Consider the following 13,384-nt stretch of genomic DNA (forward strand, 5'->3'; position numbering starts at 1 on the left):
ATCCCCCCGGCGGTACGCAGCCAACTCCGGGTCGAGGCATGCCCATGCTGCCTGGCCTGCCCCGCACCATGCACCCGCCCCACCCGATCAGCAAGAGCACACGTGATCCGATCCCGGGCGAACATCAACTCCTCGGCCTCGGCCAGACAGATGTCCACATCGTCCGGAAGCGGAGTCAGCGCCAACTCCTGCGCCGTCTCACGCAGCGAACCCACCAACACCCACGACGACCGGCCCCTCTCCCGGCTGTCCCGACCGGCATCCCCAGACCCGGCACTCGCACCCCGGTCTTCGGAACCCCGCATCTTGGGCTCAACGATCGGAAAGCCGTCATGGTCGAGCAGGCCCACCACACCTCCATGGAGGAATTCGAAAGTATGTATGAATTCTCTCCTGCTGCCTTGCCTGAAGCAACCGCACCGCGCGATTTGTTGGAGCTACAGGCGTAGCCTCACCAGGCCCAGGCCTCGGGACCGGGGCCGCCGTTGCCGATGGGCGGGAACAGCTCGTCCAGCCGGGCCAGGGTCTCGGCGGACAGCTCGGTGCGCAGCGCCGTCAGCGGCAGGTCGAGCTGCCCGGGGGAGCGCGGCCCGATGACCGGGGCGGTCACCCCGGGCCGCGACAGCAGCCAGGCGAGCGCGACCGCGGTGGGCTCCTCGCCGATCTCGGCGCACAGCTTCTCGTAACCCTCGATGGCCGCCCGGTGCGGCTCGACCCGCTCGGGGGCGTGCAGGACGCTGCGGCCGGCCGCGCCCTCGCGCTGCTTGCGCAGCGCCCCGGACAGCGCGCCGAAGTGCAACGGCGAGTAGGGCAGGATCCCGATGCCCAGCTCGACAGCCGCGGGCAGCACCTCCAGCTCGACGTGCCGGGTGAGGAGGTTGTACTTGCACTGCTCGGAGACCAGGCCGAGGAAGTTCCTCCGGTCGGCCGCCGCCTGGGCGCGGGCGAGGTGCCAGCCGGCGAAGTTGGACGACCCGACGTAACGCACCTTGCCCTGGACGACCAGCGTCTCCATCGCCTGCCAGATCTCCTCCCACGGCGTGTCCCGCTGCACGTGGTGCATCTGGTAGAGGTCGATCCGGTCGGTCCGCAGACGGCGCAGCGACGCCTCGCAGGCGGCGATGATGTGACGTGCCGACAGCCCGCCGTCGTTGGGCCAGGCGGTCATCGGGGCGTACACCTTCGTGGCCAGCACGATCCGGTCCCGGTGGCCGGCCTTCTCGAACCAGCGGCCGATGAACCGCTCGCTCAGTCCGTCGCCGGTCTCCCTGCCGTACATGTTCGCGGTGTCGACGAAGTTGACGCCCTCCTCGTGCGCCCGGTCGAGAATCGCGTGGCTCTCGTCCTCGCCGATCTGCCAGCCGAAGTTCATCGTGCCGAGGCAGATCCGGCTGACGAGCAGACCGGTCCGCCCCAAACGGGTGTATTCCATGCGCCGACCGTAGGAACCGGGGCGTGCTCTCCGTTAACCGTTCGAGCGTGCTCGAATGGACGGGTGATCCGGATCGAGTTCGCCTCCGCCGACCTGCTGCGGCTCAGGTTCGCGCACAGCCCGATGGCGGAGCTCGTGGCCAGTTGCCTCGCCCTGCGGTCCCGCTCGGCGCGCCTGGTCCCCGCGTCCTGGCGGGCCCGGGCCGAGCCGCTGCTGCGCGGCCTGACCACACTCCACCCGCTGCTCCCCGGCCCCACCGGCTATGTCCCGGACTTCCTCACCCCGGCGCCGTCCGCCACCCGCCCGACCCTGGAGCAGGAGCTGCGGGTGGTCGCCGCCACCCCGCTCGACCAGGTCACGTCCGAGGTGGACCGGGCCTGGGCCGGGCACGGCGCGCCGCCGGAGGTCGAGCGGTTCCGGACCGACCCGGCGGGCGCGCTGGCCGTGACGGTGCGGGAGGTCCGGCGCTACTTCGCAACGGCGATCGCGCCGAGCTGGCCGCGGCTGCGCGCGCTCGCGGAGGGCGAGCTGACCCGCCGCGGGCTGCTCGCCGCCGAGCGCGGGCCGCGGGCGCTGCTGACGGACCTGCACCCGAGGCTCGACTGGGACGGCGAGGCGCTGCGGCTGGCGTACGCCAAGGACGGCGAGTTCGGCCTGGACGGGCACCCGCTCACCCTGCTGCCCACCGGGTTCACCGGCCCGCACGTCTACACGCTGACCGACACCCCTGCCGGGCGTGCACTGTGGTACGCGCCGCGCGGCCACGGCCGGTTGTGGGACGGGCCCGTGCCGGCCGAGCCGCCGGAGGCGCTGGCCGCCCTGCTCGGCCCGACCCGCGCGGCCGTGCTCGCCCTGCTGGCCGAGCCGTCCAGCACGGGGGAGGTGGCCGCGGCCCTCCGGCTGGCCCCGGCGACCGCCTCGCACCACCTGACCACGCTCAGGGACGCCGGGCTGGTGACCGGTGAACGGGAGGGCCGCCGGTTGCGCTACCGGCGCACCGGCCTCGGCGAACAGCTCGCCGGGGAGGATCAGGCGCCGTAGACAGGCTCGGCCGCGGCCTCGCAGCTCTCCGCTGTCGCTTCTGCCGTAAGTGTTGCCAGAAGGGACTACTCGCGCGAGAGTAGTCGTGTGTCATCGATACGGATCTTCATTCTCGGTGCCCTGGCCGAGCGCGGCCCCATGCACGGTCACCAGTTGCGCCTCCTGTTCGAGGAGGAACGCCTCGACATGTGGACCGACATCACCGTCGGCGGGCTCTACGGGGCGATCAAGCGCCTGGCCGCGGAAGGGCTGATCGAAGGGGTGAGAACCGAGCAGGTCGGCGCGTATCCCGAACGCAAGGTCTGGCAGATCACCGACGCCGGTGCGCAGGCGCTGTCATCGCTGCGGCTGAGCGGGCTACGCGAGATCGTCCTCAAGCCCGATCCATTCGACCTCGTCCTCACCCGGCTGGATCCGCAGCATCTTGACGACCTGCCCGCGATCATCGACGCGAGGGTGGCGTCCCTGGAAGCCATGCTCGCCGAGTACGAAGCCCATGCCCGGGCGGTCGCGCGGTACCTGACCCTGGCGGAAACCCTCGCCATGGAGCACCGCGTCAGCCGGCTGCGCGCTGAGATCGCCTGGCATCGGCGGCTGGTGTCGCAGCTGCCCGAACTGCTCGTCGACGAGAAGACCCGGAAGGGCTCGGATGACTCACCGGTCTGAAACGCCGGCCATGGCCCGTGCTGCCCGGACGGCTCCGCCGAGAAGCACGACAGAAAGTGAGGAACGCACGGTGCCGCGCGACCGCGTCCATGCCTGGGACCTCGAATTGCAGAACGTCCATCACCGACTGGAGCAGGCATTGGAGCAGGCCAAGGTGTCCATCCTCTCCGGCAAGAACGCCAAGGCGTCCAAACCCGACCTGCGCAGCCACTGTTACACTTTCTGCGCCGCGCTGGGCAGCCACCACCGCAGTGAGGACGACAGCTTCTTTCCTGCCCTGGTGCGGCAGATGCCGGAGCTGAGGCCCGTGATCGAACGCCTCACCCGCGACCACCGCCGGCTCGCGCGGCTTCTCGCCGACTTCCAGGAATATCTCGACTCGGCCCAGTCCTCTCCCGAGCGGCTGCTCAGGAAGATCAACGAGATCAAGTCCGTCATGAACGCCCACTTCGCCGACGAGGAACGGTCCCTGAACCCCGCACTGCATGCCTTTCACGCGCAGGCCGATGACAGGGACCGGATGTTCGGCGGCATCTGAATCGCGAAGGGCATGGACGACGCGTGCGGATCGCCGCAGACAGCATCGGTGAGAGGACGGTGAAGACACGCGTCGACAGCGCATTCGCGAAGATCGGACCCCGCGACGGGAGTGACGCGACACGCCATGTGTACCGTCGCGGGCTGGCCGGGGAGGATCAGGTGCCGTAGACGGGTTCCGGCCCGGCGGCCTGGCCGAGCAGCTTCGCCACCTCCGGCCCGATCTCGGCGGGGTCCCAGCGGGCGCCCTTGTCGGCGACCGGGCCGTGCCGGAAACCCTCCATGACGCAGATCCGGCCGCCCTCGACCTCGAAGACCCGGCCGGTGACGTCCTTCGACTCGGCCGAGCCGAGCCAGACCACCAGCGGGGAGACGTTCTCCGGGGCCATCGCGTCGAACGCGCCCTCCCCGGGGGCGGCCATCGTCGCCGCGAAGACCTGCTCGGTCATCCGCGTACGGGCGGCCGGGGCGATGGCGTTGACGGTCACGCCGTAGCGGCCGAGTTCGGCCGCCGCGACGAGGGTCAGGCCCACGATGCCGGCCTTGGCCGCCGAGTAGTTGCCCTGCCCCACGCTGCCGAGCAGGCCCGCGCCCGAGGAGGTGTTGACCACCCGCGCGTCCACCGGGCGGCCGGCCTTCGACTCGGCTCGCCAGTGCAGCCCGGCGTGCTTGAGCGGCAGGAAGTGGCCCTTCAGGTGCACGCGGATCACCGCGTCCCACTCATCCTCCGACAGGTTGACCAGCATGCGGTCGCGGAGGAACCCGGCGTTGTTGACCAGCACGTCGAGGCGGCCGAAGTGCTCGATCGCGGTCGCCACGAGCCGCCGCGCGCCCTCGTCGGTGGCGATGTCGGACCGGTCGGCCACCGCCTCGCCGCCCAGCGCGCGGATCTCCTCGACGACGTCCTGGGCGGGACCCCCTGATCCGGTGTCCGGCCCGCCCTCGCCGGACAGGCTCACGCCGAGGTCGTTGACCACGACCTTCGCGCCCTGACGGGCGAACTCCAGCGCGTGCGCCCGGCCGAGGCCGCGCCCCGCGCCGGTCACGATCACGACCCGGTCCCTGCAGATCATCTCTGGACTCCTCGCTCGGTCGGCCTCGCCTGGGGCGATCCGCTCTGCTAGCGTTATTTCTAACAAATGTTAGATGGAAAGGTGACGTATGGGAATCTCGACCAGCCGTCACGGCGAAGGCGTCGCCGAGGTCGTGGTGGACGCCCCGCCGGTCAACGCGCTGACCGTACGCGGATGGTTCGAGCTCGCCGATGCCGTACGGCAGGCCGGGCGTGACCCGGAGACCCGCGTCGTGGTGCTGCGGGCCGAGGGCCGCGGGTTCAACGCCGGCGTGGACATCAAGGAGATGCAGGCGACCAGCGGGTTCGACGCGCTGGTGGGCGCCAACCGCGGCTGCTACGAGGCGTTCGCGGCGGTCTACGAGTGCGAGGTCCCCGTGGTCGCGGCCGTGCAGGGCTTCTGCCTGGGCGGCGGGGTGGGGCTGGCCGGCAACGCCGACATCGTGGTGGCCTCCGACGACGCCTATTTCGGCCTGCCCGAGGTGGAGCGGGGCGCGCTCGGCGCCGCCACCCACCTCGCCAGGCTGGTGCCCCAGCACCTGATGCGCGCGATGGTCTACACGTGCCGCAACGTCACCGCCGCCGAGTTGCACGCGTTCGGCTCGGTGCTCGATGTCGTGCCGCGCGAGCGCCTGCGCGACGCGGCGCTGGAGGTGGCGGGCCAGATCGCCGCCAAGGACCCGTACGTCATCCGGCGGGCCAAGGAGTCGCTCAACGGCATCGACCCGGTCGACGTCAAGCGCAGCTACCGGTTCGAGCAGGGCTTCACGTTCGAGCTCAACCTGATGGGCGCCGGCGACCGGCACCGGGACGCCTTCGTCGCGGAAGGGGGCCGGTGATGGGCGTCGTCATGTCGGTCGAGGAGATCGTCGGCTCGCTGGAGAGCGGCATGACGATCGGCATCGGCGGCTGGGGTTCCCGGCGCAAGCCGATGGCGCTGGTGCGGGCCATCCACCGGTCCGCGCTGACCGACCTGACGATCGTGTCGTACGGCGGGCCGGACGTGGGCCTGCTCTGCGCGGCGGGCAAGGTGCGCCGGGTCGTCGCCCCGTTCGTGACGCTCGACTCGATCGCCCTCGAACCGCACTTCCGGGCGGCCCGGCAGCGCGGGGCCGTCGAGTTCACCGAGTACGACGAGGGCATGTTCATGTTCGGCCTGCTCGCGGCGGCGCACCGGCTGCCGTTCCTGCCGACGCGGGCCGGGCTCGGCTCGGACGTCATGCGGGTGAACCCCGGCCTGCGCACGGTCCGCTCGCCGTACGAGGACCAGGAGGAACTCGTCGCGGTGCCCGCGCTCACGATGGACGTGGCGCTGGTGCACATGGACGTGGCCGACACCCGGGGCAACGGCCGCTACCTCGGCCCCGACCCGTACATGGACGACCTGTTCGCCAAGGCGGCCGGGCGGTGCTTCGTCTCCTGCGAGCGGATGGTGCGGCCGGGCGAGCTGGACGGCCCGCCGCAGACGCTGCTGGTCAGCCGCATGCACGTGACCGGCGTGGTCGAGACCCCCGGCGGCGGCCATTTCACCGATCGCGGTGAGGGCCGCGACGAGGCGTTCCAGCGGCACTACGCCGCCTCGGCGGCCGACCCGGAGGCGTGGGCGGCGTTCGCGGACCGGTTCCTGTCCGGCGACGAGGCGGCCTACCAGGAGGCCGTGCAGCAGTGGCGTGAAGAGGAGGGGCGATGAGCGCGACCCGGGCGGAGGTCTGCGTCGTGGCCTGCGCGGAGGCGTGGCGCGGCGACGGCGAGATCCTGGCGGCGGCGATGGGCACCTGCTCCATCCTGGGCGCCCGGCTGGCCCGGCTCACGTTCGAGCCCGGCCTGCTGACCACGGACGGCGGCGCGCTGCTGACCGCCGAGGCGGTGCCGTTCGGCGCGCCGGCCGGGGCGGTCGAGGGCTGGCTGCCGTTCCGCGAGCATCTGTGGCTGGTGCAGAACGGCCGAAGGCACGTGATGATGGGCGCCTCGCAGATCGACAGGCACGGCAACACCAACATCTCGGCGATCGGCGACTGGGCTCGGCCGAAGTCGCAGCTCCTCGGCGTGCGCGGGGCCCCCGGCAACACGATCTGCAACCCGACCAGCTACTGGATCCCCAAGCAGTCCACCCGCGTCTTCGTGCCGAAGGTGGACGTGGTCAGCGGCGTGGGCCACGACCGCGCGGCCGAGCTGGGCCCGCGGGCCGCCCGCTTCCACGACCTGCGCCGGGTGGTCACCGACCTCGCCGTGTTCGACTTCGGCACCCCCGACGGCTCGATGCGGCTGGTCTCGGCGCATCCCGGCGTCGAGGTCGAGCAGGTGCGGGCGGCCACCGGGTTCGACCTGGTCATCGAGGGCGAGGTGCCGGAGACCCGGCAGCCCACGGACGAGGAGCTGCGGCTCATCCGCGAGGTGCTCGACCCGAAGGGACTGCGCGACCGGGAGGTGAAGGCGTGATCGGGCCGGCGCTGGACACTCCGCTCACGCGCCTGACCGGCGTGCGCCACCCGGTGGTGCAGACCGGCATGGGCTGGGTGGCCGGCCCCCGGCTGGTGTCGGCGGTGGCGAACGCGGGCGGCCTCGGCATCCTCGCCTCGGCCACGATGACCGTCGGGCAGCTCGCCGCCGCCATCGAGGAGGTCCGCTCGCGCACCGACGCGCCGTTCGGGGTGAACCTGCGCGCCGACGCCGGCGACGCGGGGGAGCGGGTCGACCTGCTCATCAAGCACCGGGTGAAGGTGGCCTCGTTCGCGCTGGCCCCGCGGCAGGAGCTGATCGCCAGGCTCAAGGACGCCGGGATCGTGGTGATCCCGTCCGTCGGCGCCCGGCGGCACGCGGAGAAGGTCGCGGCCTGGGGCGCCGACGCCGTGCTCGTGCAGGGCGGCGAGGGCGGCGGCCACACCGGCGCGGTGGCCACGACGCTGCTGCTGCCCCAGGTCGTGGACGCCGTCGACATCCCGGTGATCGCCGCCGGCGGCTTCTTCGACGGGCGCGGCCTGGCCGCCGCCCTGGCGTACGGCGCGGCGGGCGTGGCGATGGGCACCCGGTTCCTGCTGACCAGCGACAGCTCCGTGCCCGACGCGGTGAAGCGGACCTACCTCGGCATGTCGGAGACCGTCGTCACCCGCCAGGTGGACGGCATGCCGCACCGGGTGCTGCGCACCGAACTGGTGGACGGGCTGGAGCGGTCGGGCAAGGTGTCCGGCCTGGTCCGGGCCGTGCGCAACGCCGCGCGCTTCAAGCGGATCTCCGGCATGTCGTGGCCCGCGATGATCCGCGACGGCCTGGCCATGAAGCACGGCAAGGAGCTGAGCTGGTCGCAGGTGCTGATGGCGGCCAACACGCCGATGCTGCTCAAGGCGGCGATGGTGGACGGCCGCCCGGACCTCGGCGTGATGGCGTCAGGTCAGGTCGTCGCGCTCATCGACGACCTGCCCACCTGTGAGGAGCTGATCGACTCGATCGTCACCCAGGCCGCCGAGGTCGTGCGCGGCCTCGGCGGGAACCTTGCCCAGATTATGTAGACCGGTCTAGCCTTGCGGCATGACGCGAAGGAACGACACGCGCGAGCGGGTCCTGCGCACGGCCGCCGGGCTCTTCCAGCGGCAGGGCTACAACGCCACCGGCCTCAACCAGGTGCTGGCGGAGAGCCGGGCGCCCAAGGGCTCGCTCTACTTCCACTTCCCCGAGGGCAAGGAGCAACTGGCGGCCGAGGCGGTGGCGATCGCGGGCGGCGAGCTCGGCGAGCGGATCGCCGCCGCCGTGGCCGCCGCCCCCGGTCCCGCCGACGCCGTCGTCCGGATCGGCGAGCTGCTCGCCCACAACCTGGAGCAGTCGGGGTTCCATGAGGGCTGCCCGGTGGCCACGGTCGCGCTGGAGGCCGCGGGCGACAGCGAGCCCATCCGGTCGGCCTGCGACGCGGCGTACGCCTCCTGGCTGCGCGGCCTGGCCGACTATCTGCGCGGGCACGACGTGGACGACGCCGAGGCGCTCGCCGACCTGGTGCTGTCCTCGCTGCAGGGAGCACTCCTGCTCGCCCGCGTACGTCGCGACACCGGCGTCATCCACTCGGTCACGCGACGGATCGGCGGCCTGGTCGCGGACGCCGCCCGGCCGAAGGGCTCCGAATGAGGGTCCACCACCTCGACTGCGGCTCGATCGCCCGCGACCCCTGGGAGCTGGAGCGGTACGGGGCCGGCGGCGGCCCCGCATCGCCGTCAGCCGGCCAGTGAGCCGATCACCCGCGCCCGATGGTCCGAGGGCGAGCCCCACGCCGTGTGCAGGGCGCGGGCCCTGCGGATCAGCAGGCTCGGGTCGTACTCGTCCGTATAGGCGATCGCACCGTGCACCTGCAGAGCGATCTTCGCCGCGGCGTACGCCGCCTCGGACGCCGCGGCCTTGGCCGCGGACACGTCGCGGGTGAAGTCCGGTGTGCCGTACGCCAGGGCGGCCCCGTGCACCAGCGGGCGGGCGTACTCCAGCCCGACCAGGGCGTCGGCCAGGTGGTGCTTGACCGCCTGGAACTCGCCGATCGGCCGGCCGAACTGCCGCCGGGCCTTCGCGTAGTCCACCGACACCTCCAGCAGGCGGCGTCCGGTCCCCACGAGCTGCGCCGCGCACGCCAGCACGCCCATGTCGTACGCCTGGGCGGCGGCGGCCGCCACGTGGGGCCCTTCGGCCAGCACCTCGCCCGGCGTGACCGGGAACAGCCGCCGGGCGGGGTCGAGGGACGCGCGGGCCTCGCCGGGGACGGCGGCGCACAGCCGCTCGCCGTCCACCAGCAACGCCAGGTCGGCGGCGTCCGCGTCCAGCGCGTACGGCACCGCCGGGGGCAGCGCGAGCGTGACCACGGCCGTGCCCTCGGCGATCGGCGGCAGCCACCGGCTCGCCAGGGCCTCCTCGCCCAGCCGGTCGAGCAGCACGGCGGCGGCCACGGTCTCGGCGTACGGCCCGGGCACGCCGTGCCTGCCGAGCTCGTGGAACGCGGTCACCAGCTCGACCGGCAGCGGACCGGCCCCTCCGCTGGACTCGGGCACGGCGATCGCGAGCACCCCGGCCTCGGCCAGCGCGCGCCACAGCGCGAGGCCGTCCTCGCGCCGCCCGGCCGCCCAGTCGCGGACCACGCCGGGCACGGCCGCCTCGGTGAGCAGCTTGTCGAGGGTCTCGCCGAACAGCCGCTGCTCGGCGTCGAGGACGAATCTCATCGGCTTCCCGCCTTCGGCAGGCCGAGCACGCGCTCGGCGATCACGTTGCGCTGGATCTCGTTGGTCCCGGCGTAGATCGGGCCGGCCAGGGAGAAGACATATCCCTCCAGCCACTCGCCCGCCAGCTCGCCGTCCGGGCCGAGCAGGTCGAGGGCCGTCTCGTGCAGCGCCACGTCCAGCTCCGACCAGAAGATCTTGTTGACGCTGGACTCGGCGCCCACGTCCTCCGTACGGGAGATCGTCTCGAAGCCCTTGAGCCGGTAGGCGCGTGCCTTGATCCACGCGTCGGCCACCCGGTCGCGCATCGCCGTGTCGGCGGGGTCGCCGTGCTCGCGCCACAGCTCCAGGAGCCGGTCGGCGGCGGCCAGGAAGCGGCCGGGGCTGCGCAGGGTGAGCCCGCGCTCGTTGCCCGTGGTGCTCATCGCGACCTTCCACCCGGCGCCCGGCTCGCCGATCACGTCGCGGTCGGGGACGAACACGTCGTCGAAGAACAGCTCGGCGAAGGCCGGCTTGCCGTCGATGCGGCCGATCGGCCTGCGGGTGATCCGCTCGGCGTCGAGCGGGAACATGAGGTAGGTCAGCCCCCGGTGCCGTTCGGCCTCCGGGTCGGAGCGGAACGGCCCGAAGCCCCAGTCGGCGAAGGCGGCCCGCGAGCTCCACGTCTTCTGGCCGTTGAGCAGCCAGCCGCCGTCGGTGCGGGTCGCGGTCGCGCGCAGGGACGCGAGGTCGCTGCCCGCGCCCGGCTCCGACCACGCCTGGGCCCAGATCACCTCGCCGGAGGCCATCGAGGGCAGGACGCGGGCGAGCTGCTCGGGCGTGCCGTGCCGGAACAGGGTGGGCGCGAGCAGGTTGATGCCGTTCTGGCTGACCCGCCCCGGCGCCCCGGCCGCGTAGTACTCCTCCTCGAAGACGAGCCACTCCAGCGGGGAGGCGTTCCTGCCGCCGTACTCCTCGGGCCACGACACCACCGACAGGCGGGCCTCGTGCAGCTCGCGCTCCCAGGCGCGGTGGGCGGCGAAGCCCTCCTCGGTCTCCAGGGACGGCAGGGGAGCGGCGGGGACGTGCTCGCGGAGCCAGGCGCGCACCTCGGCGCGGAACGGCTCCACCGGCGAGAGGTCAAGATCCATCGGCGGCCGCCTTCATGCTCTTGGGGTCCATCCCGGCCAGGGAGTCGGCCGAGGTCTCGGCGTTGTGGGCGTGGGCGAGGTGGTGCAGGCCGAAGACGGAGTCCATCCCGGCGTGCATGCCCTGCAGGTCCTCGGCCTGGTTGACCGCCTTCTTGGTCAGCGCCAGGCCCATCCGCGGCATGGCGGCGATCTTCTCGGCCAGTGCGAACGTCTCGGTCTCCAGGTCGTCGCGCGGCACGACCCGGTTGACCATCCCCACCTCGTACGCGCGCCTGGCCGGCATCCGGTCGCCGGTGAACAGGAACTCCTTGGCGATCCTGGGCGGCATGACCCAGGGATGGGCGAAGTACTCCACGCCGGGGATGCCCATGCGTACGACGGGGTCGGCGAAGAACGCGTCGTCGGAGGCGACGATCAGGTCGCAGACCCAGGCGAGCATGAGCCCGCCCGCGATGCACGCGCCCTGCACCATGGCGATCGTCGGCTTGGGGATCTCCCGCCACCGCCGGCACATGCCCAGGTAGACCTCGGACTCCCGGGCGAAGCGGCTCTCGGCGCCCTCCTTGCCGACGTGGTCCCACCACAGGCCCGCCTTGCGCTCGAACGAGACGTGGGCGTCCCTGCCCGGCGTGCCGATGTCGTGCCCGGCCGAGAAGTGCCTGCCCTCGCCGGCCAGCACGATCACCTTGACCTCGTCGTCGGCCGCCGCCCGGTAGAAGGCCTCGTCCAGGGCGTACGTCATCGCCGAGTTCTGCGCGTTGCGGTACTCCGGGCGGTTCATGGTGACCACCGCCAGGGGCCCGCGGCGCTCGTAACGCACCACTGTCATGCGACCCTCGCATTCTTTCTAACAACTATTTGATAGAGTAAATCACGAGTCGTACGGTGAGGAGAGGGTGGGCATGCCGACCTACGTGACCGGTCACGGTCTGCTGCGCGACCGGGTGGCGGTGGTGACCGCCGCGGCCGGCACCGGCATCGGGGGCGCCTGCGCCCGGCGCATGCTGGAGGAGGGCGCGCTGGTCGTCGTCAGCGACGCCCACGAGCGCCGGCTCGGCGAGAGCCTGGCCGTCCTGGAGCAGGAGTTCGGCGCGGACGCGGTGATCGCCGTGCCCTGCGACGTCACCTCGGAGGAGCAGGTCCAGAACCTGTTCGCGGCCGCGGAGGAGCGGTTCGGGCCTGTCGACGTGGTCGTCAACAACGCCGGTCTCGGCGGCACGGCGAGGCTCGCCGAGATGACCGACGAGCAGTGGAGCCGGGTGCTCGACGTCACGCTGAACGGCACCATGCGCTGCACCCGCGCCGCGCTGACGCGCATGCAGCCGCGGGGCCGGGGCGTGATCGTGAACAACGCCTCGGTGATCGGCTGGCGGGCCCAGGAGGGCCAGGCGCACTACGCGGCGGCCAAGGCCGGCGTCATGGCGCTGACCAGGTGCGCGGCGATCGAGGCGGCGCCGTACGGCGTGCGGGTCAACGCCGTCGCCCCCTCGCTGGCCATGCACCCGCACCTGGCGAAGGTCACGACCGAGGAACTGCTGGCCGAACTGACCAGGAAGGAGGCCTTCGGCCGCCACGCGGAACCATGGGAAGTCGCCAACGTTATCGTCTTCCTCGCGAGCGACTACTCCTCCTACATGACCGGAGAGGTCGTCTCGGTCTCCAGCCAGCACCCCTGAGAGGTCGGACTTTCCCATGAGCCCACGACGCAGAGACGCAGAGAGCACCGCGGCCGCCCGTGCCGAGCGGCGGGCCGAGCTGCTGGCCACCGCGGCCGAGGTGTTCGCGTCACGGGGCTACGCGGCCACGACGGTCCGCGAGGTGGCGGAGGCCGCCGACATGCTCGGCGGCAGCCTCTACTACCACTTCGACTCCAAGGAGTCGATGGTCGACGAGATCCTGTCGGCCTTCCTCACCGAGATGTGGGCGGCGTACGACAAGGTGACCGGCTCCGGCCTCGGCGCGCGGGAGACGTTCGAGGCGCTGATCGTGGAGTCCTTCCGCACCATCCACCGGCACCGCCCGGCCGTCGTGATCTACCAGAACGAGTCCAAGCACCTCGCGACGAACCCGCGCTTCTCCTACCTGACCGAGTCGCAGCGGCGCTTCCGCGAGATGTGGCTGTCGGTGCTCGACCGCGGCGTCACCGACGGCGTCTTCCGGGCCGACCTCGACACCGGCCTCATCTACCGCTTCATCCGCGACACCGTGTGGCTGGCCGCGAGCTGGTACCGCGGTGACGGCCCGCTGCCGGCCGAAGAGATCGCCCGGCAGTACATAGCGATGGTCCTGGAAGGGATCCTGACAACAACCTGAGGAGTTGTGC

Annotated in this window: 16 protein-coding genes; 10 read left to right on the forward strand and 6 right to left on the reverse strand. The window is 72.1% G+C overall.

Features of this window, described 5'->3' with window-relative positions; all coding sequences use genetic code 11:
- Both B1L11_RS48465 and B1L11_RS20770 read right to left on the reverse strand, forming a co-directional pair.
- Nucleotides 1-350 (reverse strand): hypothetical protein (locus tag B1L11_RS48465; RefSeq protein WP_218671226.1); only part of this gene is annotated, 350 nt, incomplete at its 3' end.
- Nucleotides 351-451: 101 nt separating this feature from the next.
- Nucleotides 452-1,432, reverse strand: coding sequence for an aldo/keto reductase (locus B1L11_RS20770; protein WP_079316021.1), 981 nt, complete (start codon nt 1,430-1,432; stop codon nt 452-454).
- Nucleotides 1,433-1,495: 63 nt separating this feature from the next.
- Here B1L11_RS20770 and B1L11_RS20775 point away from each other — a divergent pair, with 63 nt between their 5' ends.
- The 3 genes from B1L11_RS20775 (at nt 1,496) to B1L11_RS20785 (ending at nt 3,677) form a co-directional block, all read left to right on the forward strand.
- Nucleotides 1,496-2,473 carry a helix-turn-helix transcriptional regulator gene (locus B1L11_RS20775; protein ID WP_079316022.1) on the forward strand — a complete coding sequence of 326 codons (978 nt, stop codon included), beginning with the start codon at nt 1,496-1,498 and terminating at the stop codon, nt 2,471-2,473.
- 87 nt (nt 2,474-2,560) lie between these two features.
- The gene (locus tag B1L11_RS20780; RefSeq protein ID WP_256862753.1) at nt 2,561-3,139 is read left to right on the forward strand and encodes a PadR family transcriptional regulator; all 579 of its coding nucleotides are present in this window, start codon (nt 2,561-2,563) and stop codon (nt 3,137-3,139) included.
- A gap of 70 nt (nt 3,140-3,209) precedes the next feature.
- Nucleotides 3,210-3,677 (forward strand): hemerythrin domain-containing protein, encoded by a 468-nt coding sequence (locus B1L11_RS20785; RefSeq protein ID WP_179155251.1) that lies wholly within the window; start codon nt 3,210-3,212, stop codon nt 3,675-3,677.
- Between the two features lie 157 nt (nt 3,678-3,834).
- Here the strand turns inward: B1L11_RS20785 and B1L11_RS20790 are convergent, their stop codons facing one another.
- Entirely contained in the window at nt 3,835-4,749 is a 915-nt protein-coding gene (locus B1L11_RS20790) for an SDR family oxidoreductase (protein WP_079316024.1), read from the reverse strand.
- Between the two features lie 88 nt (nt 4,750-4,837).
- On the opposite strand from B1L11_RS20790, the gene B1L11_RS20795 reads away from it, so the two are divergent.
- Genes B1L11_RS20795 through B1L11_RS20815 form a run of 5 tightly spaced genes read left to right on the forward strand, consistent with a single transcriptional unit; the run spans nt 4,838 to nt 8,861 of the window.
- Nucleotides 4,838-5,587 (forward strand): enoyl-CoA hydratase family protein, encoded by a 750-nt coding sequence (locus B1L11_RS20795; RefSeq protein ID WP_079316025.1) that lies wholly within the window; start codon nt 4,838-4,840, stop codon nt 5,585-5,587.
- The gene (locus B1L11_RS20800) at nt 5,587-6,438 is read left to right on the forward strand and encodes a CoA transferase subunit A (protein ID WP_079316026.1); all 852 of its coding nucleotides are present in this window, start codon (nt 5,587-5,589) and stop codon (nt 6,436-6,438) included. The genes B1L11_RS20795 and B1L11_RS20800 overlap by 1 nt, the downstream gene beginning before the upstream one ends.
- Nucleotides 6,435-7,187 (forward strand): CoA-transferase subunit beta, encoded by a 753-nt coding sequence (locus B1L11_RS20805; protein WP_079316027.1) that lies wholly within the window; start codon nt 6,435-6,437, stop codon nt 7,185-7,187. Before B1L11_RS20800 ends, B1L11_RS20805 begins: the two co-directional genes overlap by 4 nt.
- On the forward strand, nt 7,187-8,254 hold the full coding sequence (locus B1L11_RS20810; RefSeq protein WP_218671230.1) for a nitronate monooxygenase family protein: 1,068 nt from the start codon (nt 7,187-7,189) through the stop codon (nt 8,252-8,254). Before B1L11_RS20805 ends, B1L11_RS20810 begins: the two co-directional genes overlap by 1 nt.
- Nucleotides 8,255-8,273: 19 nt before the next feature.
- Nucleotides 8,274-8,861: a TetR/AcrR family transcriptional regulator gene (locus tag B1L11_RS20815; RefSeq protein ID WP_079316028.1), complete on the forward strand. Its 588-nt coding sequence runs from the start codon at nt 8,274-8,276 to the stop codon at nt 8,859-8,861.
- Between the two features lie 86 nt (nt 8,862-8,947).
- Here B1L11_RS20815 and B1L11_RS20820 read toward each other — a convergent pair whose 3' ends face one another.
- The 3 genes from B1L11_RS20820 to B1L11_RS20830 are packed head-to-tail and all read right to left on the reverse strand — an operon-like array spanning nt 8,948 to nt 11,890.
- Nucleotides 8,948-9,934, reverse strand: a complete 987-nt coding sequence (locus B1L11_RS20820; RefSeq protein WP_079316029.1) for an acyl-CoA dehydrogenase family protein — start codon at nt 9,932-9,934, stop codon at nt 8,948-8,950.
- Nucleotides 9,931-11,061, reverse strand: coding sequence for an acyl-CoA dehydrogenase family protein (locus B1L11_RS20825; RefSeq protein WP_079316030.1), 1,131 nt, complete (start codon nt 11,059-11,061; stop codon nt 9,931-9,933). Before B1L11_RS20825 ends, B1L11_RS20820 begins: the two co-directional genes overlap by 4 nt.
- Nucleotides 11,051-11,890 (reverse strand): enoyl-CoA hydratase, encoded by an 840-nt coding sequence (locus B1L11_RS20830; protein WP_079316031.1) that lies wholly within the window; start codon nt 11,888-11,890, stop codon nt 11,051-11,053. The genes B1L11_RS20825 and B1L11_RS20830 overlap by 11 nt, the downstream gene beginning before the upstream one ends.
- A 73-nt stretch (nt 11,891-11,963) precedes the next feature.
- Between B1L11_RS20830 and B1L11_RS20835 the strand changes: the two genes are divergently transcribed.
- Nucleotides 11,964-12,737 carry an SDR family oxidoreductase gene (locus B1L11_RS20835; RefSeq protein ID WP_079316032.1) on the forward strand — a complete coding sequence of 258 codons (774 nt, stop codon included), beginning with the start codon at nt 11,964-11,966 and terminating at the stop codon, nt 12,735-12,737.
- Between the two features lie 16 nt (nt 12,738-12,753).
- Entirely contained in the window at nt 12,754-13,374 is a 621-nt protein-coding gene (locus B1L11_RS20840; RefSeq protein WP_079316033.1) for a TetR/AcrR family transcriptional regulator, read from the forward strand.
- Nucleotides 13,375-13,384 lie beyond the last annotated feature (10 nt).

Source organism: Microbispora sp. GKU 823, from assembly GCF_002027145.1.
Classification (GTDB): domain Bacteria; phylum Actinomycetota; class Actinomycetes; order Streptosporangiales; family Streptosporangiaceae; genus Microbispora; species Microbispora siamensis.

Excerpts from the sequence above, each read along its gene's own strand:
- B1L11_RS20770 (WP_079316021.1), bottom strand. The coding sequence starts at position 1,432 with ATGGAATACACCCGTTTGGGGCGGACCGGTCTGCTCGTCAGCCGGATC.
- B1L11_RS20790 (WP_079316024.1), bottom strand. The coding sequence starts at position 4,749 with ATGATCTGCAGGGACCGGGTCGTGATCGTGACCGGCGCGGGGCGCGGC.
- B1L11_RS20795 (WP_079316025.1), top strand. The coding sequence starts at position 4,838 with ATGGGAATCTCGACCAGCCGTCACGGCGAAGGCGTCGCCGAGGTCGTG.
- B1L11_RS20800 (WP_079316026.1), top strand. The coding sequence starts at position 5,587 with ATGGGCGTCGTCATGTCGGTCGAGGAGATCGTCGGCTCGCTGGAGAGC.
- B1L11_RS20805 (WP_079316027.1), top strand. The coding sequence starts at position 6,435 with ATGAGCGCGACCCGGGCGGAGGTCTGCGTCGTGGCCTGCGCGGAGGCG.
- B1L11_RS20815 (WP_079316028.1), top strand. The coding sequence starts at position 8,274 with ATGACGCGAAGGAACGACACGCGCGAGCGGGTCCTGCGCACGGCCGCC.
- B1L11_RS20820 (WP_079316029.1), bottom strand. The coding sequence starts at position 9,934 with ATGAGATTCGTCCTCGACGCCGAGCAGCGGCTGTTCGGCGAGACCCTC.
- B1L11_RS20825 (WP_079316030.1), bottom strand. The coding sequence starts at position 11,061 with ATGGATCTTGACCTCTCGCCGGTGGAGCCGTTCCGCGCCGAGGTGCGC.
- B1L11_RS20830 (WP_079316031.1), bottom strand. The coding sequence starts at position 11,890 with ATGACAGTGGTGCGTTACGAGCGCCGCGGGCCCCTGGCGGTGGTCACC.
- B1L11_RS20835 (WP_079316032.1), top strand. The coding sequence starts at position 11,964 with ATGCCGACCTACGTGACCGGTCACGGTCTGCTGCGCGACCGGGTGGCG.
- B1L11_RS20840 (WP_079316033.1), top strand. The coding sequence starts at position 12,754 with ATGAGCCCACGACGCAGAGACGCAGAGAGCACCGCGGCCGCCCGTGCC.